The sequence below is a fragment of the Scytonema sp. PCC 10023 genome (genome assembly GCF_963920835.1).
GTDB lineage: Bacteria > Cyanobacteriota > Cyanobacteriia > Cyanobacteriales > Nostocaceae > Kalymmatonema.
Window position 1 is genome coordinate 1 of sequence record NZ_CAWUDP010000124.1, and the last position, 26,176, is coordinate 26,176.

The window sequence follows — 26,176 nt, forward strand, 5'->3', positions numbered from 1 at the left end:
ATTGGCTTTATCGTCATTATACTCGATGATATCTTCTTGATATGAAAATTCGTGCTTTAGTCCGTTCACCTGAATTTCTTTAGGATTTGAACCAAATTGCAACCCCAGTGGTACGCTGATCGTTAATAGAGGAGTGGCAGCAGGATTGGTTGCGCTAAATTCCGTACCATCGGCAAACTTTAGACTGCTGGCAGTACTACCAATAAACGAGCCTCCAATATTTAACCGTGCATTCGCTCCAAAAACAATGCCATTAGGATTTATCAGGAATAGGTTAGCAGTGCCGTTCGCTCGGATTAAACCATCAATATTAGAGATTGACCCACCTGTTACACGGCTAATTATGTTCCCTATGTCAACCGTATTGTTAAAGAAAGCTTCGCTACCAATGCCTACAGAAAACTCTTTGAAGCTATGGAATAAGTTGCCACCCGCTTGAGTTCCGCCAGTGATATTTATGATATTACCAGAGGGTGTGACGATAGAATTATTCGGTAGAGTGGCATCCGGTGTAATTTGAGCTTCAGCGCAATGTGCACTCCAAATATACACACCACCCATCGCAATTCCTAAGAGCCAACCCCAACGAGCACCCAACTTGGACATTGCACCCTCCAGTTTTTATGGTATTTGCACCAATACTCAGTAAATCATAATTGCGACTTGCATGGCTATTGACCGCATGCTGCTGTAAGCAATAACTTTTATTTATAACGAAACTCTATAACTAACCGAAGGGGCATGGAACTGTAACCTAAAATCTATTCAAGTCAAATCACACGGTCGTCAATTTTGAGCAGGTATAGCGAAAAGACGCTCTTATAGTCAATATATTAACGGTTAACTACCGTGCCGGAGCGAGGATAACCCTTCCAGCATCGACTGGCGTTTGGTAAACGTGCCACAGGCGAAGTGCAAGCGACCTAGACAGAGGGTCGTTAGTAGCGCCTCAAAAGAAGTTTTTTTTAACTTCTCTTCGATACATAGAGTCGTCAGTTAGACGGAGCTCGCGCCTGTGGACTAGTGAGTGCCGACACCGCCAGAGTGAAACAGGAAGTATTAGCGTTGCTCGACACCAATTGAATAGCTTTGAGAAGCATTGATTAGAGTTGAGCAGGATTTATGTAACGGATAACCCCACTGTTTGTGATCAAAAGCCTGATCGTCGTGACCAGGCATTTGACATGAGGTGATATCAAGTCCGGTTAAATACTTATCATTACCTAAGAACCCCCTCCCCCAACCCCAGAGGGGACCCCTAGCCCCCGTAAAGCTGCGTTTCACGTCCCCTCCCCCTCCGGGTTCGCCAGTCGCCTACGGCGGGAAACCCGCCTACAGCGCTGGACTCACCGCTCGCGGGGAGGGGATAAAGGGGTGGGGTGCAGTCAACGTGGAAATCATAACTAATTAGCCGAACATGATATCACGGTTTTGGACAGCTAGCAGGAGTCCTCCCCATACGATTAGGATTGGATGCATGCGAGATCAAGGTTACTTGACCCTTGCCGTTGAATACCCAACCGGTAGCAGGGACAATTTTTATAGCTTCAGGTTTAGACTGTGGTAAGTCCGCAGGTTCCTTTTTCCCTTGCTGCTGTGTTGTGATAGCCGTAGTGCGAGTATCTGTCCATAGAACATCAGTGCTGAGGGGTTCGTAGGGACTCGGGGGTAACCCGCCACGTCCGGTGACAGTAAACTTACTACCTTCTCCTTCAGCAAAGGCAGCACAGCTTGTGTCTATGACCTCTGATATCTCTGCTAGCAGCGTGGGTAGTTCCACAAATCCTTTGCTAGGGTCAACATATGGTGTGTTGATAATTACCTGACCTTCTAAAGTCGGGCTGGTTTGGGAAAATGCTGTAATATCGTTTGTTAGTGAATTTTCAGGCTTTAATTGGTTTGGGTCGGTGCTTCCCAACAAGCGCTTAAAGTCTTCTTGACTACGCTGTTGGATGCCAAAATTACTTAAAGATGTGATTGTGATTTTGCCACCACCGCCACTAAATGCATTAGCGCTAATGTCGCTGTTTTCATTCGGGACAGTAACAATAAAGCCATTGGGAACATTGATGCTTATGTTGCCACCATTGCCACTACCAGTTGCACTGGTGGAGATGAAACTCCTAAAATTCTGACCACGCAACAAAAGTAAGTTTCCTATCTGTAGCTCAATATCTCCACCCCTACCTGTGTTGCTTGCATCGCTACTAATACTCGCATTTTGCATCTGCAATTTCTTTGCACTAATGTAGATTTTTCCACCGTTAGCCTCGCCACTAGTGTTTGTATTTATACTTGCAGCCTTGAGATCAAAAGAGTCTGCGACATTAAAGTTGATTTCTCCGGCTTTACCTGTGTTCTGTGTATTGCTACTAACCTCTGCGCTTTCAATCTGCCCATTCTTGGCAGTTATGTTGATTGTTCCAGCATCACCCGTACCAGAACTGTTAGCTTGTATACCTACATTTGTCAGCCCAAAAGAGTCTGTGGCATTAATAGAGATGTCGCCTGATTTACCTAAATTAGACGCAATGCTATTGATACCTCCACGTTCAATCTGCACATTCTTGGCATCAATGCTGATAGTTCCAGCATTACCTGTGCCAGAACTGTTAGCAGTTATACGTCCATCAGTCAGCCCAAAAGAGTCGGTGGCATTAATAAATATGTTGCCTGATTTACCTGAAGCAGACGCAATGCTCTCAATACCTCCACCACCTTCAAGCTGCACATTTTTGGCAGTTATGCTGATAGTTCCAGCCTCACCCGTACCAGAACTGTTAGCTTGTATACCTGCATTGGTTACCCCAAAAGAGTCTGTGGCACGAATAGAGATGTTGCCTGATTTACCTAAATTGTCCGTATTGCTAGTGAGAGTCCCACCTTCAATCTGCATATTTTTGGCAGTTATGCTGATTGTTCCAGCATTACCTGTACCAGAACTATTAGCTTTTATATCTGGAAGCTTGAGCACAAAAGAGTTTGCCACATTAATGTTAATTTCTCCGCCATTACCTGTGCTGTCTTTCCCCGTAGTGCTATTGATCGCGGCATTTTCGAGTAGAAAATAATTTGCGTCGATGTTGATTTTTCCACCATTACTTCCGGATGATGATTCATTTCCAATAGCAGCATTGCGGATTACCAAATCGCCAACTTTAATTTTGATTTCGCCGACGCCGCCATTACTAAAAGAAGTCGCAACAAAACCAGATTCCTCTTCAAGCCGCACCGAATTAGCTTCAATGTTTATCACTCCGCCATTACCTGTACCAAAGGTACGGTTGCCTAGCCCACTTTGATTGCTAAAATCAAAAGAATTAGCTTCAACGTTTATCACTCCGCTATTACCTACACCAAAGGTAGTGCTGCCTAGCCCACTTTGATTGCTAGCAACAAAAGAATTCTTAGCTTTGAGGGTAACGTCTCCCGCGTTTCCCGATGCTGTTGCCTGAGTTCCTGCGCCACCGTTATTGTTAAACGTAATGTTGTTGGCTTCCAGCTTTACTTGTCCGCCATTGCCAGAACTAAAGGTGTAAGCACTGATGTTGGATCTATCGACAACGATCGCATCCCCAAGGATACTAATTTGTTGCCCATTTCTGTCGCCCAGGGTATCAGCTCGTACTATTGATTCAGAGGTAAATTTAATATTTCTACCAGCGATTGCGATCGCACCACCGCCATCTCCTGTTGCACCCAGAAACGATTTCTCTGTTAACCCGATGTCTGCAAAACTGGTTGTGCCTTCATAACCCAGCTTCCAACCTTGTTCTATCGGCGCGAGACTCACAGCCTGATTGCTGCCAACACTGCCGATTTCAATACGTCCTGCTGGTGACTTGAGAATGCCACCCGAAATTGACACATTCCCTCCCACCAGTGCTAAGGTTTTCCCCTCACTCACTTGCAATCCTGGTTGGCTACTGTTAAGAACGGGAATGGGTTGATTGGTTTTAGAGCCGTTATTATACTCAATGATATCGTTTGCATATGAAAATTCGTGCCCTGGTCCGTTCACCTGAATTTCTTTAGGATTTGCGCCAAATTGCAACCCCAGTGGAACGCTGATCGTTAATAGAGGAGTGGCACCAGGATTGGTTGCGCTAAATTCCGTACCATCGGCAAACTTCAGACTGCTGGCAGTACTACCAATAAACGAGCCTCCAATATTTAACCGTGCATTCGCTCCAAAAACAATGCCATTAGGATTTATCAGGAATAGGTTAGCAGTGCCGTTCGCTCGGATTAAACCATCAATATTAGAGATTGACCCACCTGTTACACGGCTAATTATGTTCCCTATGTCAACCGTATTGTTAAAGAAAGCTTCGCTACCAATGCCTACAGAAAACTCTTTGAAGCTATGGAATAAGTTGCCACCCGCTTGAGTTCCGCCAGTGATATTTATGATATTACCAGAGGGTGTGACGATAGAATTATTCGGTAGAGTGGTATCTGGTGTAATTTGAGCAAAAGCGCAATGTGCACTCCAAATATACACACCACCTATGACAATTCCTAAGAGCCAACCGCAACGAGTACCCAAATTGGACACTACACCCTCCAGTTTTTATGGTATTTGCACCAATACTCAGTAAATCATAATTATTGGTTCAATTTTTATCTCAAAAAACAAGATCCCCGACAACTTTTACGAAGTCGGGGATCTGAATAGGACAAAGGTCAAGATTGCGCTCATTTACCTAAAAAACGTTGTAATTAGGCGGAAGGAGATTCTACCGCGATCGCTTTCTCCTCAGCTTGTGTAGGTAAACTTAACTTATCCAAAATCTCCAACATTTCTCGCTCAAAAGCAACCTGTGCGCGATTGGTTTTACCACCTACATACAGGCGACCATCTTTTTGCAATGCCCAAATTTGCGAGTGAGAGAAGTAACTCATCGTAACACCTAGCATGAGCAAGGCAAACCCTGTATAAACAATCGGTATTCCTGGATCAGCTTTAATCTGTAAGCCAGTACTGCCAATAATATCGAGAATTTTCAACGTTACACCATTGACTTGCGTAGACATTCCAGCGCGAACAGTGTCAACCAGCTTGCCGGTAGCATCGTAAATTAACATCATTCCTTGCAAGTCTTTCGCCAGTAAAGAGACACCTTCACTCATATCTGGTTTAGTAGGAATCCAAGTTCCCCAAATGCGTCCATTACCGTTGGTGTTCAGTTGCGCCATTGGTAGTTGAAAAATGGGGCTGTTGTTGACTCGCACTTTAACAGCAGAGATTCCCCAATCGGTTTGGTAGAAAGTCACGCCATGATAACGCAGAGGACTGTTGACGAAAATCGTCTTGCGGTCAACTTCCTGTCCCTGATTATTTAAAACAGACATATCTGAGTAGAACTGGTCAATTCCACCAGAAGGGGTGTAGTCAATCCAAAAGCGATTGACTCGCACAGACCAATCTTTAGGAACTTGCGCTGCCAAAGGTCCCGCATCTACTATATTTTTTACTTGGAAGGTGTTACCACTGGGAACCATTTCCTGAGCCATAAAACCAGTCATTGCTCCCCAAATCGACCCTAGGAGAATAGTCACGATACCCACATGAACGACAATTGGTCCGATGCGTCCGATAATGCCTTTGCGAGCGTAAAGAGTACCTTCTTTCTCTTGAAAAACTTTGTAGCGGCGATTTGGCAAAATTTGAGTCAGGGTTTGTAGAGACGCTGTCGGGGTTTGTACAGACGTTGTCGGCGTTTGTACAGACGCGCCATGGCGCGTCTGTACATCGAATTCCGCACTCAAAGCTAACTTTTGAAATTGGCGGGGTTCCTCGTAAAATTTCCACCGACGGGCAGCTTTTAAAGCTGGGAACTGACGAGTAAAGGTACAAGCAGTTAAGCTTGCCCCAAAAAAGATGAGTAATGCTAAAAACCACCAAGTTCGATAAACATGGTCTAAGCCCACTGTTAAGATGACTTTCCAGGTGAGAAAACCAAATAAAGCCGGGTGCTCTGGGTAGTTAGCTTGATAGAACGCCAGGGATTGACCTTGCTCTATAACAGTACCAGTGACGCTAAAGAGTGCAATGACTAACAGCATCACAATTGCTAAGCGTAAATCGGTTAGCACGGGTAATAACTCTTTGCGCAATAACTGCCCAAATGCTGACCAGATAGATTGTTTGGAAACTGAATTTTCTATAGACATTTAGCTAAAAAGTTCCAATAGGAATCCGAGAAATTAAAGAAAGTACACCAAATCCTACCAACAAAGCACCGCTGACTGGGTTAATCCAACCAGACCAACGGCGCAATTCTAGCAATTTCTTGATTGAAGCTGTAAACGTACCCGCTAAAATTAATGGTGCAACATAACCTGCTGTGTAGGAAAGCAGCAAAACAGCGCCTAAAATTAAGTCTTGTGTATTGGCAACCCAACCAAGCAAACTCGCTAAAACAGGGGTACTGCAAGGTGAGGCGACAACACCGAAACTCAAACCAATCAAATATGCTCGCACTCCTTGGGGTAATTCTTGCGAAATCCACTCTGTACCGCCAAAAGAGGGCAATTGCAACGGTAAGGCTTCGAGTAAATTCAGCCCCATGAGGATAGCAATAATACTGACAATAATCGGTAAACCAATTCCAACTTGACCGTAGACTTTTCCCACAAAAGCTGCTATAATACCTAGCCCTGCCAATGTAGTCGCCAATCCCAAAGCAAACCACGTTGACTGGGTAGCTGCTTGCAGACGGTTTTTTGCTTCATAACCACCGATGTAGCCAATGGTAATCGGTAACATGGAAAGCATACAGGGTGTGAGGCTGGTGAGCAACCCTGCTAGAAAAATGACGCCAATACTCAGCAAACTCAGGTGCGTGAGTTGGTTGGCGACAAGGGCGTTAGCAAATTGTTCTAGTTCGTAAAGTCGGGTTTGCAAGGTTTCAAGCATGAGGTATTTAAAAGCAGGAAATGCTTACTATGCTTGAATTTTAGCTTAATTTTAGATTGAGCCTCCAGGCGTTATGACACCTTTTGGCAACCCAATCTAAAAAACTTTGTGATCTACTGACTTTGCCAAAAACTAGTAATTGCTACTACTAGGAGGTTTCGTCTATAGTTCCGAATCACATAGTCAAATATAGACAGACATTTGTTCATCGGCTTTAAGCAACTCAAAAGAAGAACGTAATTTTGTACGGAACTTTTGAGTTCTATGCCTCGGATGTACTACCAGACACCCTAATTCCCTCTTAATTAATTAAATTATTTGGGATTACTTTTGGTTTTAGATAATGGCGCTACTTAATCTTTTTTGAGGTGGTTCTGTAGTAGAACTCTCAGAATTAGTCTAGCAAAACTCAGATGTTTGTGTATATTTTGCTAGATTTTGAGCAAAGTTTTGTCATACCTGTTCAACACTTATATGATTATCGTTATCAGTTAGTTTCTGTGCTTTGCCCAATACCCCGAATGGGTATTAGCAACCAAGTACTGAAATTAATAAGAGGTGGAAGAACTTACCACTGAATTGATCAATGGCTGTTTTTCTTGTGTCTTAGTCAAATACTCTTCCCATTTACGAATTGTCAGTTGTTGAAACAGGTGTACTGCGGGATTGAGTTCAACGATGGGCGCATTAAAGTGAGTTTCATATCCCTCTTGCTCTGCTTCAACGGCGATTTTATCTTGATATAAAAGAGGCTTAATTAAAAGTGGATTGGCAATCTTGAGTACGAATGTCATTAGCCATTGGGGAATCCGCACTTTTGTGAAGGGAATTTTGAGGGCATCGAAATAAAATAGGAAGAATGTGCGGCTATTTTGCTCGTCAATTGGTAAAATAAAACACCAATGTTTAATTTTATTGTCAGTATTTGACCACTGGTAAGGATATTCATAACACAAATCCATAGAGTTGGTATTGACCCTTTCTCTATCGACAAATAATCCAGAAATTTTTCCAGTCCCGACTTGAGTATCGTAACTCACAAAAACGCGATCGCCTACAGCTTCACACTTGGTTAGTTTGGCATCGACAAATGGACGATACTTGCGATGCAAGTAAGCATGGGTAAAGTCGCTCACATTGTCAATAATCATAGAATGATGTGCCCGCCAGGTAAAATCTAACGGTACGCAAGCCCAAGGATTTTTTCCTTCTAGTTCTGGGATATCGGGAATCTGTTTAATCTCGGCGAGGGCTGGGTCGCCAGGAAAAATCCAAATCAGCCCATAGCGGACTTTGACCGGATAAGTACTGACTTTGCAAGATGGCATTCGGTTGTCGAACAGGTCGTGCGGGATATCCACGAGCCGCCCTTCTTCGTTATATTGCCATCCGTGGTAATAGCACACCAAATTACAACCATCTACCTCACCTAAAGAAAGCTTAAGCTGACGGTGAGCGCAACGATTTTCTAAAGCTCTAAGTTTGCCATCTTGTCCTCGGTATAAAGCAATCGAAGTTTTCCAAAACTTAACCTCAACAACTTGACCTGGTTTAATGGCATGGTCATATTCAACAGCATACCAGTAATCTGGGTTCATGCCCGATGAACGGACTTTTTGGCGACGGTTTTTTGCTTCAGAGAACGTAGGAGGCGAAGAAGCTGATAATTTGTCAGGGTTAATGCTCATTATGTGTTGTTGTGATTGCTAAAAACTAGTAGTTTGAGGCTTACGTCGATAACTAACAAGGCTTGGTTGTCGTGGCCCAACAACAAAAGTAGAATAATCAGGTTGATATTCCTGATGCACCAGCTTTAGGTCAAATCGCCGTAGTAGAACGCTCCAAATCACCTTAACCTGCTGATAGGCAAATGTCTGACCAATACAACGGTGTCTACCACCGCCAAATCCCAACAGGGCGTATGTTGCCTTACGGTCTTCCTCTCGCCCTACACTAAAGCGATCAGGATCATAACGCTCAGGGTTGGGGAAAATTTCTGGAATACGATGAGAGACTGCTGGCGCAACCATCGCCAAACTACCTGCACTTATACAATATTCTCCGTATTCTAAATCCCGCAACACCTTACGCATGAGCATGATTAGGGGCGGACGCAGGCGTTCAGCTTCTTTAATTGAACGTTCCAAAGCTACTAATTGGCGTAGCACATTTAGAGACATTTCTTGCCCATTGCCCAAGTATTCTTGTTGTTCTGTGAGGATAGGAGTTAGATATTGTGGGTGTTGCAGAAGTAGTATCCCTGTCCAAGTTGCTAGTACGGCGCTTGTATGTTGACCAGCAAACAACAGAGTCAGCAATAAACCAGTAATATTGTCATCGGACAATGCTGTACCATCTTTGTAGTGGGCGGTCATTAATGTTTGTAAAAAATCCTCGCCTTCAATGCCACGCGATCGCCTTTGGGCAATAATCTGAGAAATTAACTCCACCATCCGGACGCGAGCCTTGTCGCGCCTTTGAAAGGAAGGTAAGGGCAAGTAGGGCTGAAAGAAAGCCAGTAAATTGATTCCACCTTCCAAATCTTTATATAACCGTGGAAACTCAGTAGAAACATTCTGACGGAACTCTTGACCAATTAGACAACGGCTAGCAATGAATATAGTTAACTCGTTCATGGCTTCGAGAAGGTCTACTTCCCCCTCTTGACCCCAAGTGTCAAAGTATGCTTCAGCTTCAGTAGCCATCAACTGAGCATAGCGCTGCAAACGCTCCTCACGCAGTGCTGGAAAAACAAACCCCAGCTGCTCGCTCATGATTTCAGGAGTTGTATCGTAAGCAATGCCTTTACCAAAAATCGGTACAGTAAACTGGTAAGCTTCTTTAGCACTCAATTGGTCGTCAGGAGCGCGAAAATAAGCTTCATTCGCTTTAGGACCAGTAAAAACTGTCATCCAACTTCCGGCTAATAGAAACGAGAAAACTTCGCCAAATTGATCCCGTCCCCGTTGCAAAAGCCCCACCGGATTTCGCTGAAACTCAAATATATGCCCCAGGTAAGGTAATCCTCCCGGTAGTCGTGGGGGAGACTTTTTTAAGGTGTTGAGTGTAGCAGTAGTCATAGGCATTATCTAGTTTTTATCTGTTGTTGACGATAATTTTTTTCCGGCACAGTAAAAGTGATGTTGTTGGGACGAGCAATCAAACCCCGACGAGCAAAGTCTGCGTATGCCTGATAAATTGCTTGTTGAACAGAAGTTGGCTGATAGCCTAACTCGTTTTTCGCTTTGCTGATTTCAACAGCGTGAAGAGGCATGGCCAGCAGCGATGTAACCAAATGTCATGGCTGGGCCAATTGTAGCCCCAGCACCCGGATAGGTATTACCCATCACAGAAGCCGAGACATTTCCAGTTGCATAAAGTCCCTCGATAACTGTGCCATCTTTTCGCAGTACGCGAGCATAATTATCAGTTTTCAGTCCTCCCTTGGTCCCTAAGTCTCCAGGGAATATTTCAATGGCATAAAACGGTGGGCGATCAATTGCTCCTAAGCAGGGGTTAGGCTTAACATTTGGATCGCCATAGTAACGGTCATAACTGCTATCTCCTCTTTGAAAATCAAGGTCTTTACCAGTTAAGGCGTACTGGTTCATTTTTTGAGTAGTTTCTACTAATTTCTGTGGCTCAATACCGCATTTTGCCGCTAATTTTTCAATCGTATCCGCCACCTTAATGTAATCATTGTCCGAATATTTTTTGGGAGTGAAACCCGGCATCAGCGGTCCTGTGGGATATTTATTGCGAAATCGGTTATCAAAAATCAAGAATGCTGGGATACTATCATATTTATACATATCATTGACTACATCAATGTAAGGAGAAGCTTCATTAGTAAAACGTTGCCCTTTTGCATTGACTATCATGCAACCCGGCAATGATTTTTCGATAATGAGTACGTAGGCATATTCCTTTCCAGGCACAACAGTTGTTGGTGTCCACCATGCCTCTTGCATCAGTTCGCATTCTGCTCCAACACTTATACCCATGTGGATACCATCACCCATATCATCCGGGTTAGCTGCTGTCCATTGGTCAGAAATTGGATGACGTTGGTACTGTAAACGCATTGCTTTATTCCGCGAAAAGCCACCCGCCGCTAAGATCACACCTTTATTGGTGCGGATGTTTAGTTTCTTGCCATTTTGCTCAACTTCCACTCCGACAACTGCCTTATTTTCGATAATGAGTTGTTTGACAGGCGCGTTTAGCCAAATGGGAATATTGCGGTTTAAAAGGGACAGACGCAGACTACCAATGAGGGCATTTCCCATAGTTAAACGGGTATCGTAGCGAGCAAACAAACGACTGGGATTAAAAATATATTGACTGAGAATATAGGCTGCCTTCAATCTTCCTTTCAGGGAAGAATCCACCATCTTATGGGCTTCATTAGGGGTAACGTTTATCCGCCCTAGGACTAACGTTTGCGGGTGAGGTAGGCGCAAGTCTTGTGCAATTTTGCCTAATTTACGTTTATTAAAAGGTATCGCTATTAGTGTGCGCCCCCCTTGGCTTTGATAGCCTTTGTGTTCTGGGTAATAATCAGAAAGTCCAGGCAAAATTTGAAAATGTACGTGAGAATTTTCTTCTAAGTATTTGACCATAGCTGCTGCATTATCTACATAAGCTTGTAACAGTTTTTCAGCAACTTGGTCTGTAGTAACTGTTTTCAAATAAATAAGTGCTTCTTCACGGGAATCGCTAATACCTGCTTGTGCCATCAAGTGATTACCTGGAATCCAGATGGCTCCACCAGATAAGGCTGTGGAACCTCCATATACTGAGGATTTTTCTAGTAAAATGACATCATTTTTGCGCGCGCAAGCCACCAGTGCAGCAGTCATGCCACCTGCACCTGACCCAACGACAACAATATCTTTTGTGTAATCCCAGCTTTGCATTCAAGTTTCTCTAAAAAAGAATAGTGTCACAGTCATAGGCATTATTTAGTTTTTATCTGTTGTTGACGATAATTTTTTTCCGGCACAGTAAAAGTGATGTTGTTGGGACGAGCAATCAAACCCCGACGAGCAAAGTCTTCGTATGCCTCATAAATTGCCTGCTTAACAGAAGTTGGCTGATACCCTAACTCGTTTTTCGCTTTGCTTATGTCAGCACGGCGATTCATCCGCAAGTGTCGCACTGCTCCCGATGTAAAACGCCGGGGCGCATTGGGGAAAAATCGCGGAAATACAAAGTCTGCAACAGAGGCAATCCCTGCCATCACTGCTATGGGTAAGCGCAGCTTGGGACGCGGCATTCCTGTAACTTCCTCGAAAATTTTTATCAATTCATCCACTGTGAGAAACTGGGTGCTAAAAATGTACTTTTGCCCGCCTCGCCCCTTCTCCATAGCTAAGATATGACCTTCTACAATATCTCTGGCAGCTACAAAGTCAAAGCCACCGGGAATGTAAGCGAGTAACTTACCATGAGCAAAATCCAACAGTGTTCGTCCCATGCGTGAAGGTTTGAAATCGTTAGGACCAAGAATTGCACAAGAGACAGCAACTACTACGTCTAGACCATCTGCAAACGCTTTGAGACATTCATGTTCTGCTAAAGTTTTTGTCAATTCGTAAGGTAAGTGTTGAGCAAACGGATAAAAAGGCATTGTTTCATCGCTGGGACGAGATGGATGATGACCAACTGCACTCAAGGAACCACTGACTACAACCTTGGAAACATCGGCATCAAGAGCAGCACGCAGCACATGAATTGTTCCTTTGACGTTACAGTCGTAGATTTCTTGCTTGAAACGGGCATCGCCATCTAGAGTGGAGATTTTAGCAGCACAATGATAAATGCGATCGCATCCCTTGACAGCCGCGACAGTGGAGGCGAAATCTCGCAAGTCTCCGTAGACGCATTCCACATCTAAAGGGGCGATCGCAGTCTTATTACTTCCTTCTCGTAAAATAACCCGTACACTATGCCCATCTTCTAGCAAGCGACGAACCAAATTGGCTCCTAAGTGACCGCTGGCTCCAGTAACTAATATTGTCATATATAGGACTCCTCCGCAGATTTTTGAACGACACGCTTGCGGAGGGCAGTGCTTAGTAAAACCCGGATGTAGTGGGCAAAATACGGTAAGCACTGCCCACCCTACAATACTTAAGATTTTTCATAAATCATTTAGGATTCCTATAATTTATTGTTGAAAATACAATTTTTTCATACTAAGCACCAGCTAGCGCCCAAAGCAGGATATTCTGAACCGCTTTTAAAGAGCCGAAACGAAAAGCCAGATCCAAGATTGGGGTTTTCGCAGCTTGTAAAAATAGATGACCTGCCATTAAACGGGGTCCAATCTTTTTCTGAATCAATTTTGTATATGGTGAAAGTTCTTTTAAGGAAGGCTCGGCTCCTCGCTCAAAAAGTGAACCGAGAAACTCACCAGCTAATAGTCCACTGGCTAGTGCAGTATGAATCCCCTCTGCTGTAGCTGGATCTACGAGATTTCCAGCCTCACCTGCAACCAGCGTTCCTGGCTGAACCAGAGCCGTTGGTTTATGGGTAATTGAAATAGGATGTCCCACTAGATAATCAATCCGACTGGCATACTTCATCCGATGAGCCAAACGACTTTCGACAAAAGCCTGAAAGCGTTGTTGGGCATTGAGATTACCATGTGCCGGATCGTAACAAATCCCAATATTGACACGATTTTTGCTTTCTGGAAATACCCAACCGTAGTAAGGTTTAACCATCGGGTCAAAGTAAAGCTCTACAGCATCTGATATACCTTCTACACCTTCATACCATCCCATCAAAGAACGCAAGGTTGTTGCTTTTCGCTCTGTCTTGGCTAACTTACTTGTACCTCCGTTACAAACAATCACAGCATCCGCTTCGATTTCTCCTTGATTCGTTCTTACGCCCAGGAATCGTCCTTTTTCTCGCACCAATTCCTCAACACGGATACCTTCCATGAGTTTAGCGCCCCGTTGTGCTGCCTCGTATGCTAATAAAGTATCAAAACGAGAGCGTAGAAGGACAGAAGCTTCATACTTACCCCGCAGTTCAACGGCTGTGCCACCGACTCCACCGATGATACCTGCATGAATTGGGTAAGCTTCTTTACGAACTATTTCTCCTATTCCTATTTGGTCTAGCAGTTCCAAAGTCCAAGGAGATAGTCCACTACCACACACTTTACGACGGGGAAAAGTAGCTTTATCCAGCAAAAGTACCTCGATTCCGGGAAATTTTGTGAGGCTTATGGCTGCAGCAGAACCAGATGGTCCTGCTCCTATAACCACTACCTTTTTCATAATCAAGTCTCCATTGTCGAATTAGGATTAAACTCTACGAGCCAAAATATTAGTTTTTAATCTTTGGCAATGCTGTTATGACTAAACGGGTATGGATGTCGCATTCGATAACCTAAAAGAAGTGGGACTAAAAGATACGGTAAATTAATGGCAAAGAATTTGGAATAATTTATGGGTGGGTAGTCGCCGAACAACTCGACTCCAAAATATAAGATGAGAGAGTAAGCTATAACTGAAGCGTAAATAATTGCAGGCACACGTATCCAGTTTTTTCCTGTTATTAAAGCATATATAAGAAGTAGATAGAAAGGACCAAATATGAATGTGTCTATAAAATTTTGAATTTGACAAAATATAGGATTGATTATATACAGAGGGTCTATAGTCGAACCATATAAATAAATTGCCTGCACGAGAAAGTTCTTGCTTTCTGGCGTTAAAGGGATATTCAGAGCATTAAATGAGCTAATAAAGAAAGAAGAGCATACAAAAAAACTGAAAGATACGATGAGTAACCAGTCAAAAGGACGGTATTTTAGCGATATTGATTCTTTGACATCTTGCATTTTTCACTCCTAATTCTTTCCTAGATTGTTTATTTATACAGCTAAATTTTCTGTAATTTTTACTGGCACATGAGAATAGAATTGCTGCGCCCAGCGTCGATATTGCATGATTGGTCCATCAGCTTCACTCAACAATGGTTTGGCATAATAAACTTTATTTTCCCAAATAGGGATGTCTTGCTCAAGATTAGTAGATACTTCATGAATCATCTTTTTTTCAAAAGCGTGAGTAACTAATGGGTTAAACAGTTTTTTCACACTTACAATAACATTCACGTCAAGATATTCATTATCAATAGGTGTTGGTAAAAACATACTAATAGCTTCTAATTCAAGCATTACCTTCAAAAATGAATAACCAATTTGCCAGCCTAAACCGTAGCAGGTAACTTCTAAAAAACCTTCTGCTTCAGCACCAAATTTTGCAATTAAAGGTAAATAATATTTTGGAAATAAACGCCGGATGAACACTGCACCGTTAATCTCATTAGAAGGATTTTTCACACCCCGAAATGTTTGATGATGTAAAAATGTCATATGGGCATTGTCCATTGCGTTCTCAGCCATTTCTTGGGGATGAGTACGAATTTTCCAACGGCGCTTTTTGAAAGAAGTCCATTCAGCCTCGTTCCATTGAGGAATTTTTGGTAATTCCCAACTAGGTGGTTCTCCTTTGGCATCGTAATATACCATTATTAACCCGTTGATCTCACGAACTGGCCAAGAACGAATTTGTGCTTTTGGCGGAATATTATTAGCATAGGGGATTTGAGTGCAAGTACCTTCTTGATTAAAACTCCATCCGTGAAAAGGACATTGAATGGTATTTTTCTCAACTCGTCCTCCATATCCTAAATGTGCTCCCAAATGTGGACATTGAGCATCGAACACATGGGGAGTACCATCTTCTGTACGAAACAAAACTAAGTCTTTACCAAAATAATGTAATGGAACTACCTTTTTGAGAGTGAGTTCATCACTGTAGGCTACTCGAAACCAACCATTAGGAAAGGGAGAAAAAGGAAAACGTTGATCCATAAAATATTTAACAGCAAAAGTTAAATTAATTTGTATTTAGAATACTCCTGGTAAAATGCGATAGGGAACGCGATCGCAATATTTTTCCCAGTAAATGCCATATTTTTTCTGACAACGTTCATCATCTCGAAAAGACCGATGAACTAGAAGGATTGTTAGGTAAGTCACGTAAAAGTAAGGCAAAACATGGTCGAACTGACATGGAAGTGTCCACAACAAAGCGATCGCAATTTCCGCAATATAGTGGAAATGACGAGAGATTCCCCACCACCCAGAAACAACTAACAAGTTCTGTCTTTCTTCACCATCTGCTGTCTTGTACTTAGCTACAATAACGGACGGTGGTTTCCCCCATACAGTACATTGTCCGTTGGTTTGGCGTACTCGCTGCCGTTGTGCATCAGCGTTGTAATTTATGTAAATAGCAAACAAGCCAAGGATGAATATACAGGTAGCATAACCCGTTCCCAGTTCATAAGGATGGTTTACAAGGTAAAGGGTTTGTGATGTATACACGCAGGGTAACCATGTTGTGATTCCCCAGCAAATGTAGAATCCAAATCGGTCATGCATTATATCAAGCGTTGCTAAGTAACCACTTTCCCACCAAAAGAATTTAGCAATATAAACTAGCTGTAATATCACTGCCACAAGCATTGAGTTGCTGACATAATGATAAATTTCGTACTGCTTTGCCAGAAAAGAAAGAATGATTAAACTCCAGCTCATCATCCCTAATCGACAATTAATAAACTGCTTCAGGTCAAACTCTAGAATACGCGGATGGAGTTCAGTTCCCCAAAAAAAGTCAATAATAAAGTTGCCGCTCCTACCCGCATCCTTACTGGAGGGAAACCAGACACCTTTTACATATAAAAAGCAACAAAATAATAAACTTCCTACACTGCATAAAGTCAGTATCGAACCAAAATTATCGTAAATAATTGTAGGAGAAAACCACTTCAATTGATATGCTCCTACATATAGAAGCAGGTGTGTTATCAACCATGCCAGTAAACCATTGTCCTTATAAGTGACTTGGTTTCCAGCCGGGGTCACGGGACTGATATACTTCTTTCCTGGAAGCAACACCATGAGCATTGCTTGCATAACTGTGAAGATGAGTATTATCTCGCAAGCAACTGCTGTAGGTCTGGGGAAGATTTCGACCAGTGTTGCAAGATCCATATTTGCCAGCATTTTGAGCAAAGAGCCTTCATACTCCACACATGTATACCATATGAGGATTACAGTCACTGGACATACCAGCATTAAAAGTAAGGCAATAGTGGTACGCAAATAGTTTCTCAACCGAAAACGTTTTTTTTGAATAGAAATAGTATTAGTGTTACTCATCAGTGTAATTCCCAAAATGAAAATGAATAAGTAGCGTTCAGCTAAGTAGATCAACCTAATTAAACGTAAGACCTCGCTTCCATTCCTCTCCCCTAGAAGGGGAGAGGCTTTGGCTCTCCCCCTTCCCTTATAGGGAAGGGGGCTGGGGGGTTAGGTTTATTTTATGTTTTTTAAGGTTGACCTACTTATTAACTATCAACTTTTCTTTGATTGTTATTGGATATCAATAGTTCTTTCAGGACTAATTTTCCATATATCCAAAGAGTCCGAAATAGGGTTTTAATATCTAAAGTACTGAATAAAGAATCAGCTAATCCGAAAGGCATCAACAGTGGGATTGGTCCTCGCGCATATTCCAGTACCCAAGCTTGCTCTTTTATGCACAAACCCTCACTTTGAAATTTTCCTAGATAATACCTGTCTCCTGCTTTGCGAATATCACGTTCAAAAGGACGTTCTTCTCGGAAGTACCACAATTCTCCATCTATGACAAAATCATAAATTTCAGTAAAGTGTCGTCCTGTATGTCCTGCTGTACCAATTGATGTACCAAATATCAGAAGATACTCCTTCACTGATGCATGAAGAACAGTAACAGCGTACATACAACCTCCGGCGTTGTTAATTATCCACTCTATGTTCTGGCAGATATGGCGGGGATATTTTTGTTCCAATTCTGACCTGATAACTTCAAACATCTTTTCATGAGGTAGACCAATACCTTTTTTGGCTATCTCATGCAAAATATCAGGTTCAAAAATATAAGGCATATTTTTTACAATTTTAATAATGAATTACCTGTTGAACAGAATTTGGCTGATAGCAATCAAATTTTTCTGGTAGATAATCAATAGTTTTTGATGTGTTTATTACCTCAATTTCTTATTCATAGAACTGTTCTGCCCAACCTCGAACTTGCACAATTGGTCCGTCATTATCACAAAGTAAGGGAATTCTTCGGTAAACTTTATTCTCCCAAACTGGAATGTCGCAATTTATGTTCGTAATAGCATCTTGGAAAAGCCTGTGATGTAAGAAGCTAGTGATCAATTTACCAAATACTTTCTTAATGCTGAAAAGCAAACTAAGTTCCACATACTCCCCATCAATCGGCGTTGTGAAGAATACGCTTAATATATTGACTTGAACTCGATCACCAATATTGACTTTGACATCATTACAAACACGACCCATTCCATCCCAAGAATGTTTCATGAAAATATCACAATTCCTGTCAAATAATCTCATGAAGAATTGATTCTGCTTCCCAACCCGAATACTAACGGTATTAATAAAGGATGAGCCATTATTTTTTTCTACACTAATACTTCCGACTTCACCAAACTTATGTAAAATAGGCAAGTGTGCTGTATCTGTAGCGTTTTCAGCAAATTCTTGAATGTGTGTGCGAATTTTCCAATTATAGCGCTTGAAATGAGTATATTCTTTTGGATTCCATTCAGAAGGTTCTGGCATTTCCCAAGTCGGAGATTCTCCTTTGGCATCATAGTACACCATAATCACCCCGTTGACCTCACGAACTGGCCAGGAGCGAATCTGAGCTTTTGGTGGGATCTTGCTAGCATAGGGAATTTCAACGCAACTACCAAGTGAATTGAAACACCAGCCGTGGAACGGACACTGGATGGTAGTACCATTAACTTGACCTCCATACCCCAAGTGTGCGCCTAAATGTGGGCAGTGTGCGTCAAACACATGCGGAATGCCATCTTGTGTCCGAAACAGTACTAAGTCTTTTCCAAAATAATGTAATGGCATTACTTTTTTTGGACTTAGCTCATCACTATATGCAACTTTGAACCAACCATTGGGAAAAGAAGTAAATGGAAAACGCGTCATATTAACCCTTAAAAATTTGTAGAAAATGGTGAGAAGTTTATGAACACCAAGTCAGTGCAGATTTTTCAGAAGTAGCAATATCAAACTAACGATATGCGTTCTCTTCGACGTGATTCATACAATCCCAAAGCCCATACAGGGAAATAGCTACGATAGAGGGTATAGTCCAACAAAGCAGTATGGAAAAAAACACCAGCCCAATCTTGCTTTGGCCATTCGCCGTTTTCTAACTGCATATTCACTAAGAAATTTGCTCCTTTGGCGATCGCGTCCCAATGATTTGTTCCTACAGCAAGTAAAGCCATCATTGTCCAAGCGGTTTGAATAACTTGGCTTTCTGTGTGTTCAACGTATTGATTTGTTAAACATCCTTGAAAATGTTCTCCCCATCCTCCATCTGCTCTTTGTTTACTTACTAACCAACGACACGCTTTGCGAATAGCTGGAGATTTGGTTTCACCAGCAGCCAATAAACCACGAATCCCGAACATAGTTCCGTAGATAAAATTCACTCCCCAAAAACCTGGCCATGAACCATCTGGCATCTGCTTTTTGAGTAACCATAACTTTGCTTGTTGAATCGCTATGTCAATCTCTTGGTTCATTACATCTGGATAATGCAAACGATATTCTCCCAACGCTTCTAAGCACGACGCTGTACACTCAATATATGAATGTTCTGTCATTGAGTTGGCAAACATCTCTGCGGGATTCATCCACTCTAAAGTTGAAGCTATTTTTCGCCGTTCATAGCTTCCGAAGCCGCCATCAGAGTTTTGGCATCGGAGGAGAAATTTCACCGCGTCTTGTAAATTGCGGGAGCTAGGCGCTGTAGACGGCGCATTAGTCAGTGCTAAGAGTGCTTCAGCTGTACAATCACTTACAGGCCAACCATGCCAAACTCCTGCAAAGCAAAATCCCCCTTGAGGATCGATGCGATGAAAGTGTTGATAGTTGGGAAAGCTTTCTCGTATTTGTTGGCTTGCTAGAAATGTTTGCCCTTTCAGAAGACTTGCAGAGACATCTAAATGAGAACTTGCTACTTTTAAAGCTTGAATGGCAAATGCGGTGTCCCAGGTGCTACTACGCGCACCTGCAATTCGCAGTCCATTTTGCTCATCCTCCCACATCCACCCTTCTAAGCGGTTTATGGCTTGATGAAGGTCTTGATCGTTGCAATCGCACAACCACAAAGCAACAATATTCAACAAGCCACTAACAGGAGAGAGGCTTGTATAGTCTGTTGTTTGCCATTCGTATTGTATAGATTTTATCATTTCATCGCTAACTCTTTGACGCAAGGCTTTGAAATGAAAGCTTTCATAAATATTAGTAACGTAATAAATAATACGTAATATAAGAGTGGGCGGATTATAGACATCCTCAGTTCTCAGAGTATTACGTGCCGCCTTCCATGCGATCGCATTGTAATCACTCACATATAGTTCTTGGCGTAATTCCTGAATCAGTGGTGTAAGCGGAACTTGAAACTTGCGACCATAAATAAAGCCCATCGGCATATAAATGAGCCGAGTATGGCAGTAGTAGTTCTTGGGGTGAGCAGGAAGCCAATCTGGTAACAACCACGCTTCTGGTAAAACTGGGTTCACGCCCCGCCAGTCATATAAATTCAACATCGCCAGCCAGAACTTACCCCAGCTTGGAATTGCCACAACTCCGCCCTGCTGCTGAATAAATTGCTGTGCGGGAACTAAAAGTGGATCGTCTTTATCAACTCCTAAAATGCGTGCTGCCACATATACAAGGGTTGTAGTAAAAAGATAAGGCTTAGACTGATTATGTAAACCCCACAAGCCGCTAGGTAAACGAGTTGCACTAAATTGAAGTAGTAGTGCTTCTCGCCGTTGTTGAGAAATAGGTGTTTGAGTAATATAACAGGTTAACGTATACTGGGCTGCTAGCATGGCGCACCACACGACTTCCCCTTCCCAAGAACCATCAGTTGCTTGCTGAACAACAAGAGCATTAACACCACGTAACAAAGCGTTTTTGCTATCTAAGGGAAGAGACTGGGAAGATGTTAAGGATGAGGAAAATTTTTCAGCTTTCATTTTCACGTTACTTGTTAGCAAATATGACACAAAGCATTAGTGGAAGGTTCTATGGACAAGACTGGCTGCTGGCGATCGCAACCATTGACCAAAAGATTGTAAAACTTTCGTTCCATGTTGCCACTGACGTTTAGAAGCGGAATCTTTAATAACGTATGCTATTGCCAAAGCAACTCCGTTAATAAATGACTTGCCAAAAAATAACAAATTAGTTTCTGCTCCTGACAACAATCGCATAGTAGATACACAATAAGCAGGGTTTTGACGCCACATTTGGTAAATACCTTTACGAATAGCCACAGCACTATCGTCATCGCGGCTAAATACTTCATGAAGGCTAGTCGCAAGCATTTCTGGCACATAAGTACGTAATTTGCGATCACGTCGATAAGCCTCAAAACTTTGACTGCGAACAAGGCACTCGCCATCCAAAAATCCCGTAGTCATCCCCGTTGCTGTCATTGGGTGAAAATGCCCAGTTGCATCACCTACTAATGCCAAGCCATGACGACCATAATGAGTACGAGAGCTAAACTGGTTAGCAGCCCAAGCAATTTTACTGTTTTGTAAAGCTTGTCGAAATGCTGGTAACAAGGACTTAGGCAATACCTGACTGTAAGCATCCCATAAATAAGAAGCTTTTTTTTGAGCATCAATTCACTATTAATATTGATATGCAAGGACAGTTATTAAGACAGTTAAGAAAAAATAGCGAATATTTTGGCAAAATCTCCTACTTTTCCAACTTTTCCCACTTTTCTCTTTATTCAAGCCCCCGACTTCAGTCGTGGGGTAGAAATTACGAATTACGAATTATCAATTACGAGTTATGTTGACAGTTGAAGTGAATGTTTGATGGGTTTCCTCCCACCGATACAAAGCGAGCTTTAAATACCCTTCGCTACATTCATAGCAATCCTAGAGCCGCCCAAATGCGACGCAGTTTTTTCTACGATTTCAGTAACTATGGCACTTATGACCAATTGACGAATGATGGCTTAACTCAATGGCATCCAGCTTTTCTAGGACTGGGCAAAACTTTAGATGAGTGTGCCAGACGATATCGCGGATGAGTGTCAACGACATAAAGCAAAACCAAAACCAGCCTGCAAGTCTAACTGGGGAAGTAAGTTGCTGGCTGGTCATAAAATTAGTCGAATAAGAAATAAGCAGAAATGCTCACCCGGTCAGTTGACACTATGGGATCAAGTCAATAGACAAGTTAACACCACCGAAGAGTTGCCCAAGCTATGGGAGGAGTTTTAGCAGGTATTGCCACACCAGCAGTTTCTCCAAAAACCCGTGGAAAATCTTCTGGCTGGAAAACCGGGAAAACACGTAAACGTAGAATCCCTTACCCTATAGTTAAAAAAAGGACTTCTAAGTCACGCAAACGAATTCCAGAGTCTGCCTAAATATCTAGTTTCTGTCACTCTCCAATTGAAACCTTACTAACCCACCAGCACTGGGTCGTTTTTCATGTTCTAGTCTAAACAGAAGCAGTTAATTTTAAAAGGGCGATCGCCAATTTTGTCGGATCCAGTGTGGTGAGAGGTTTCTTTCTTGGCATAAACCGCGCCTTGCCATTTTTTTGATGAAAAAGCGAAACCTCAAAAGCTTAATTGGCGTAGCATTACGTGCGGCTGAAGTTTGTTGTCCGCGTCTACGCCAACCCTGAATAGCATCACTTTTTATACAAGCTCATTCGTTATTTTCACCAATGCCGGAAGGTGCTGCTTCAGATGGCTGAGATTGATTTTGACGCAGACGTAATTGCTCGCGCAAATCATTCTGATTGGTGGATGCGTCTGGAGGTTGCTGCCCATTCTGCTCAAAAGAAGAATTTTGCTCTGGTAGCTGAGGTACTGGCTGTGGAGTTGTTTGTTCTGTCGTTGATTCTGTACCTGCACTTGGTATATCTCGCCTGCGCCTGGTTCCGGTTTCTGGAGTGGTTTGGGGGGCGGTTTCCGGAGTTGTTAATATGGCTCGTCTTCTACGTCCAGAAGTTTCTTCCTCATTAGCAACGGCTTCGGGGTTTCTCTGTTGTGCTTCTTGTTGTTTTCGTCTCTGAGCCTCTAATCTTTCTTGTCTTTCTCTTTGACGCTGCCGAGCTTCTTGGTTATTCCGTGACCCCGCTATAGCGAAATTTGCAAACAATTGTACATTTTGTCTGCCAGCAGCTGCGGAATTTAATTTAAAGTCTCTTGCTTGTTCTAACAGTGCTTCATCCAATTCTTTGTGACCACTAGAGCGGACAAGCCGGACATTGTTAACATTACCATTGTTGTCAACATCAAAAGCAACACCTGGTCTGCCTTCGATGCCTCGCCGTTTCGCCCGTTCTGGATATTTGACGTCACACTTGACGCAATCTGCAAAATCCAACTGTGAAGGAGCAGGGGTTCTTGGTTTGGGAGCTGTAGCGACTCCAGTACCACTTCCTTGTCCACTGCCAGTACCAGAACCAATACCTGAGCCTATACCAGAACCTGAACCAGAACCAATACCTGAGCCGATACCAGAACCTGAACCAGAACCAATACCAGAACCAGTACCTGAGCCGATACCTGAGCCAGAACCAGTACCAATGCCAGTACCAGTACCTGTGCCACTACGTAGAGTGCCATCTCCTGAACCGGTGGCAATAGGGGGACTATTACCCCCGCCACCGCCACCGCCACCTCCCTGGCTTGCTTTGGTGTTTTGCAAATCCCTCAACGTCCGTTTCAAATTTTGATCAGCCTGTGGTTTTGGAGCAGGTTCAGGTTTGCTTAGTGTATTTGTTGGCTGGTGAATTTCGGGTTGAGGCTTTGGAATTGGCTTTTGTACTGGTGCGGTGACAATTTTTTGCGGCTGCACTGGTGGCTTTCGCGGCACTATGACTGTTTGCTTGGGTTGCACTGGTGGCTTTGGCGGCACTACTACTGTTTGCTTAGGCAACACTGGTGGAAGCGGCTCTAGTGGCTTTTGCGGCACGACCACTGTTTTCTGGGGCAGCACTGGTTTGGGTGGTTCAATTGGTTGGGGTTTGATTGGCTCGACAATCTTTGGTTTCGGAGCCTGTTGAAGAGGTTTTACTGGCTCTATAGGCTTTGCGACTGGTTTTGGCGCAGGCGGATCGACAACCACAAATTCTATGGGTTCTTCGTTAGTTTCCTGCACTCTCTTTAAAAAATTATCTACTATGCCAGAAGCCAGTACACTGAGGTGCAGCCCTAATGAGCCTATCAGACTCAAAGCGAGAAACGTCCTGAGCGCCCTTGCTTCTCTACCTCGCTGCTCTAAAGCCGTGCCAGTAAAGCCCATAGTTTAATGCCACCCATTATCAGCAACTTAGGCAGATTAAAACATTTACGAGCAAATGTCAATTAGGCATCAAGATAATCATTAACCGTGTGTAGACTGAAATGTAGCTCACGTCTAGTATTTATAGTCCCTAAAAAAAATTAGAAAATTGTCATGGATGGATGATGTTTGACATCTATTTTCATTTCCTTTAATTTGTATTGAGAACTTATATCAGTTGTGCCTAGTAATCTGGTAATCTGACAAAATTAGTTAGTGGCTTGAGAGAATAGTACATGGGAATCACAAATCTGTTTGCGGCAGGCGGTGTGGTAATGTGGCCGCTGCTAGCCTTTTCTGTTCTAGCAGTTGCTTTAATTATCGAGCGTGTTAGATTTTGGGTGAAAATTAATACCCGTCAAAACCGCGTGGTGCGAGAGGTGCTGAACCTTTACCGTCTCAATAATGTCGTTGGTGCCATGGATAAACTACAAAAAAATGCAGATTTACCCATCGCACGGATTTTTCTAACTGCTTTAGAACTAGAGGAACCAACTCCAGAAGAATTTCGCTTGGCATTAGAAAGTGAAGCGCAAGCCGAAATACCTTTACTCAAGCGCTTTCAAAATCTGTTCGATACAATCATCTCTCTTGCACCGCTATTGGGGCTTCTAGGAACTGTTTTAGGATTAATTGTTTCTTTTGCCTCACTCAACATTGGTGATGTGGGAGGTAGCAGAACAGCAGGTGTGACGTCTGGTATTAGTGAAGCGTTGGTTTCTACTGCATCAGGATTGGTTGTTGCTATTTTTGTACTCCTATTTGCCAATACATTCCGGGGACTTTACCAGCGCCAAATTGCGCTCATTCAGGAGTACGGCGGACAGCTAGAATTACTTTATCGCCGTCGCTATGAAAGAGGAGACAAAGCTTATGCGTCTGCAAGATGAACCAGATATACCAGCGCAGATTAATATCGTGCCGATGATTGACGTGATATTTGCGATTTTGACGTTTTTTATCATGTCAACGCTATTTTTAACAAGGTCAGAGGGTTTGCCAGTCAACTTGCCTAAAGCAGCGACAGCACAAACAGAACAACGCCCAGCGCAAGCTACCATCACAATTGATAAGAGTGGGAAAATATTCTTGGATAAGCAGGTAATTAGTCTAGAACAGTTGGAAAACGGTGTGCGGCAAAAGGTACAGCCACAGCAGGCGATGATGGTTGTGATAAATGCAGATGAAGGAGTGAATCACGGTCAAGTCGTAGCGGTGATGGATCTAGTACGGCGAGTGGAGGGAGCAAAATTAGCGATCGCCACCCAAAAACCATAGTCATTCGTAATTTGTAATTTATTCACACGCTTGGTGCGTTAGGCGCAGATGACTTGTAATTCTTTACACACTTTTGTGCGCTGTAACGCATCGTTCTAAAATGAGTGCGTTAATATTCCAGCTTAATATTCCAGCTATTTTTCTGACTGAAATTGCGATAATAACCAAACAATAACTTGACTTTGGTCTGTTTGACCAGTAAGCCGAAAAGCTTCGTTTAACAAAGAAATTGCTAATCCTGGTAAGGCTTGAGATTGAGTTATCCGCCTACTACCACCATTTTCTATCCCAAAAGCGATAACTTGGACATTTTGGACATCGACAATCCAATATTCAGCGACTGCTAAATCTTCATAAAGTAGCCGTTTTTCGCCTTTAGAGGTTATTTATAACTGGAGTTTAGACTAAAAGTCGGCGCTCACTCCCATAACAGTTCAACTGTAC

At 42.8% G+C, this 26,176-nt stretch carries 22 protein-coding genes; 4 read left to right on the plus strand and 18 right to left on the minus strand.

Annotated elements, in window-relative coordinates; genetic code table 11:
• From ACM0OZ_RS41750 to ACM0OZ_RS41830, 17 genes are all read right to left on the minus strand, one after another.
• A partial coding sequence (locus tag ACM0OZ_RS41750) for a filamentous hemagglutinin N-terminal domain-containing protein (RefSeq protein WP_414588769.1) occupies positions 1-606 on the minus strand: 606 nt, incomplete at its 3' end.
• Positions 607-1,423: 817 nt separating this feature from the next.
• Positions 1,424-4,558, minus strand: a complete 3,135-nt coding sequence (locus ACM0OZ_RS41755; RefSeq protein ID WP_414588770.1) for a filamentous hemagglutinin N-terminal domain-containing protein — start codon at positions 4,556-4,558, stop codon at positions 1,424-1,426.
• Between the two features lie 164 nt (positions 4,559-4,722).
• Positions 4,723-6,177, minus strand: coding sequence for a cytochrome c biogenesis protein (locus tag ACM0OZ_RS41760; RefSeq protein WP_414588771.1), 1,455 nt, complete (start codon positions 6,175-6,177; stop codon positions 4,723-4,725).
• A 4-nt stretch (positions 6,178-6,181) separates the two neighbouring features.
• The gene (locus ACM0OZ_RS41765; RefSeq protein ID WP_414588773.1) at positions 6,182-6,922 is read right to left on the minus strand and encodes a cytochrome c biogenesis protein CcdA; all 741 of its coding nucleotides are present in this window, start codon (positions 6,920-6,922) and stop codon (positions 6,182-6,184) included.
• Between the two features lie 548 nt (positions 6,923-7,470).
• The gene (locus tag ACM0OZ_RS41770) at positions 7,471-8,610 is read right to left on the minus strand and encodes a Rieske 2Fe-2S domain-containing protein (RefSeq protein WP_414588774.1); all 1,140 of its coding nucleotides are present in this window, start codon (positions 8,608-8,610) and stop codon (positions 7,471-7,473) included.
• An 18-nt stretch (positions 8,611-8,628) separates the two neighbouring features.
• Entirely contained in the window at positions 8,629-10,002 is a 1,374-nt protein-coding gene (locus tag ACM0OZ_RS41775) for a cytochrome P450 (RefSeq protein WP_414588775.1), read from the minus strand.
• A 5-nt stretch (positions 10,003-10,007) separates the two neighbouring features.
• Positions 10,008-10,196 (minus strand): hypothetical protein, encoded by a 189-nt coding sequence (locus ACM0OZ_RS41780; protein WP_414588776.1) that lies wholly within the window; start codon positions 10,194-10,196, stop codon positions 10,008-10,010.
• Positions 10,177-11,841, minus strand: a complete 1,665-nt coding sequence (locus ACM0OZ_RS41785) for an FAD-dependent oxidoreductase (RefSeq protein ID WP_414588777.1) — start codon at positions 11,839-11,841, stop codon at positions 10,177-10,179. The genes ACM0OZ_RS41780 and ACM0OZ_RS41785 overlap by 20 nt, the downstream gene beginning before the upstream one ends.
• A gap of 41 nt (positions 11,842-11,882) precedes the next feature.
• Positions 11,883-12,947 (minus strand): SDR family oxidoreductase, encoded by a 1,065-nt coding sequence (locus ACM0OZ_RS41790; RefSeq protein WP_414588778.1) that lies wholly within the window; start codon positions 12,945-12,947, stop codon positions 11,883-11,885.
• 175 nt (positions 12,948-13,122) lie between these two features.
• Positions 13,123-14,217 carry an NAD(P)/FAD-dependent oxidoreductase gene (locus ACM0OZ_RS41795; protein ID WP_414588780.1) on the minus strand — a complete coding sequence of 365 codons (1,095 nt, stop codon included), beginning with the start codon at positions 14,215-14,217 and terminating at the stop codon, positions 13,123-13,125.
• A gap of 56 nt (positions 14,218-14,273) precedes the next feature.
• Positions 14,274-14,783, minus strand: coding sequence for a hypothetical protein (locus tag ACM0OZ_RS41800; RefSeq protein WP_414588781.1), 510 nt, complete (start codon positions 14,781-14,783; stop codon positions 14,274-14,276).
• 33 nt (positions 14,784-14,816) lie between these two features.
• Positions 14,817-15,821, minus strand: coding sequence for a Rieske 2Fe-2S domain-containing protein (locus ACM0OZ_RS41805; protein ID WP_414588782.1), 1,005 nt, complete (start codon positions 15,819-15,821; stop codon positions 14,817-14,819).
• Positions 15,822-15,857: 36 nt separating this feature from the next.
• Positions 15,858-17,177 (minus strand): hypothetical protein, encoded by a 1,320-nt coding sequence (locus ACM0OZ_RS41810; RefSeq protein WP_414588783.1) that lies wholly within the window; start codon positions 17,175-17,177, stop codon positions 15,858-15,860.
• 188 nt (positions 17,178-17,365) lie between these two features.
• Positions 17,366-17,968: an ERG2 family protein gene (locus tag ACM0OZ_RS41815; protein WP_414588791.1), complete on the minus strand. Its 603-nt coding sequence runs from the start codon at positions 17,966-17,968 to the stop codon at positions 17,366-17,368.
• 91 nt (positions 17,969-18,059) lie between these two features.
• Positions 18,060-19,037 (minus strand): Rieske 2Fe-2S domain-containing protein, encoded by a 978-nt coding sequence (locus tag ACM0OZ_RS41820; RefSeq protein ID WP_414588784.1) that lies wholly within the window; start codon positions 19,035-19,037, stop codon positions 18,060-18,062.
• Positions 19,038-19,117: 80 nt separating this feature from the next.
• Complete coding sequence (locus tag ACM0OZ_RS41825) at positions 19,118-21,109, minus strand: prenyltransferase/squalene oxidase repeat-containing protein (protein WP_414588785.1); 1,992 nt, start codon at positions 21,107-21,109, stop codon at positions 19,118-19,120.
• A gap of 36 nt (positions 21,110-21,145) precedes the next feature.
• Positions 21,146-21,766, minus strand: coding sequence for a hypothetical protein (locus ACM0OZ_RS41830; protein WP_414588792.1), 621 nt, complete (start codon positions 21,764-21,766; stop codon positions 21,146-21,148).
• A gap of 191 nt (positions 21,767-21,957) precedes the next feature.
• On the opposite strand from ACM0OZ_RS41830, the gene ACM0OZ_RS41835 reads away from it, so the two are divergent.
• The gene (locus ACM0OZ_RS41835) at positions 21,958-22,182 is read left to right on the plus strand and encodes a hypothetical protein (protein WP_414588786.1); all 225 of its coding nucleotides are present in this window, start codon (positions 21,958-21,960) and stop codon (positions 22,180-22,182) included.
• Positions 22,160-22,375, plus strand: a complete 216-nt coding sequence (locus ACM0OZ_RS41840) for a hypothetical protein (protein WP_414588787.1) — start codon at positions 22,160-22,162, stop codon at positions 22,373-22,375. The genes ACM0OZ_RS41835 and ACM0OZ_RS41840 overlap by 23 nt, the downstream gene beginning before the upstream one ends.
• A 435-nt stretch (positions 22,376-22,810) precedes the next feature.
• Here the strand turns inward: ACM0OZ_RS41840 and ACM0OZ_RS41845 are convergent, their stop codons facing one another.
• Positions 22,811-24,415, minus strand: coding sequence for a TonB family protein (locus tag ACM0OZ_RS41845; protein ID WP_414588788.1), 1,605 nt, complete (start codon positions 24,413-24,415; stop codon positions 22,811-22,813).
• Positions 24,416-24,690: 275 nt separating this feature from the next.
• Here ACM0OZ_RS41845 and ACM0OZ_RS41850 point away from each other — a divergent pair, with 275 nt between their 5' ends.
• Together ACM0OZ_RS41850 and ACM0OZ_RS41855 are read left to right on the plus strand one after the other, a co-directional pair.
• Complete coding sequence (locus tag ACM0OZ_RS41850) at positions 24,691-25,344, plus strand: MotA/TolQ/ExbB proton channel family protein (protein ID WP_414588789.1); 654 nt, start codon at positions 24,691-24,693, stop codon at positions 25,342-25,344.
• Positions 25,328-25,732, plus strand: coding sequence for an ExbD/TolR family protein (locus ACM0OZ_RS41855; protein WP_414588790.1), 405 nt, complete (start codon positions 25,328-25,330; stop codon positions 25,730-25,732). Before ACM0OZ_RS41850 ends, ACM0OZ_RS41855 begins: the two co-directional genes overlap by 17 nt.
• The last annotated feature ends 444 nt before the right edge of the window (positions 25,733-26,176 follow it).

Bases quoted from the DNA above. Each gene is read 5' to 3' on its own strand.
- ACM0OZ_RS41760 (WP_414588771.1), bottom strand. From the start codon at position 6,177: ATGTCTATAGAAAATTCAGTTTCCAAACAATCTATCTGGTCAGCATTT.
- ACM0OZ_RS41765 (WP_414588773.1), bottom strand. From the start codon at position 6,922: ATGCTTGAAACCTTGCAAACCCGACTTTACGAACTAGAACAATTTGCT.
- ACM0OZ_RS41770 (WP_414588774.1), bottom strand. From the start codon at position 8,610: ATGAGCATTAACCCTGACAAATTATCAGCTTCTTCGCCTCCTACGTTC.
- ACM0OZ_RS41775 (WP_414588775.1), bottom strand. From the start codon at position 10,002: ATGACTACTGCTACACTCAACACCTTAAAAAAGTCTCCCCCACGACTA.
- ACM0OZ_RS41780 (WP_414588776.1), bottom strand. From the start codon at position 10,196: ATGCCTCTTCACGCTGTTGAAATCAGCAAAGCGAAAAACGAGTTAGGC.
- ACM0OZ_RS41785 (WP_414588777.1), bottom strand. From the start codon at position 11,841: ATGCAAAGCTGGGATTACACAAAAGATATTGTTGTCGTTGGGTCAGGT.
- ACM0OZ_RS41790 (WP_414588778.1), bottom strand. From the start codon at position 12,947: ATGACAATATTAGTTACTGGAGCCAGCGGTCACTTAGGAGCCAATTTG.
- ACM0OZ_RS41795 (WP_414588780.1), bottom strand. From the start codon at position 14,217: ATGAAAAAGGTAGTGGTTATAGGAGCAGGACCATCTGGTTCTGCTGCA.
- ACM0OZ_RS41800 (WP_414588781.1), bottom strand. From the start codon at position 14,783: ATGCAAGATGTCAAAGAATCAATATCGCTAAAATACCGTCCTTTTGAC.
- ACM0OZ_RS41805 (WP_414588782.1), bottom strand. From the start codon at position 15,821: ATGGATCAACGTTTTCCTTTTTCTCCCTTTCCTAATGGTTGGTTTCGA.
- ACM0OZ_RS41810 (WP_414588783.1), bottom strand. From the start codon at position 17,177: ATGAGTAACACTAATACTATTTCTATTCAAAAAAAACGTTTTCGGTTG.
- ACM0OZ_RS41820 (WP_414588784.1), bottom strand. From the start codon at position 19,037: ATGACGCGTTTTCCATTTACTTCTTTTCCCAATGGTTGGTTCAAAGTT.
- ACM0OZ_RS41825 (WP_414588785.1), bottom strand. From the start codon at position 21,109: ATGAAAGCTGAAAAATTTTCCTCATCCTTAACATCTTCCCAGTCTCTT.
- ACM0OZ_RS41835 (WP_414588786.1), top strand. From the start codon at position 21,958: ATGTTTGATGGGTTTCCTCCCACCGATACAAAGCGAGCTTTAAATACC.
- ACM0OZ_RS41845 (WP_414588788.1), bottom strand. From the start codon at position 24,415: ATGGGCTTTACTGGCACGGCTTTAGAGCAGCGAGGTAGAGAAGCAAGG.
- ACM0OZ_RS41850 (WP_414588789.1), top strand. From the start codon at position 24,691: ATGGGAATCACAAATCTGTTTGCGGCAGGCGGTGTGGTAATGTGGCCG.
- ACM0OZ_RS41855 (WP_414588790.1), top strand. From the start codon at position 25,328: ATGCGTCTGCAAGATGAACCAGATATACCAGCGCAGATTAATATCGTG.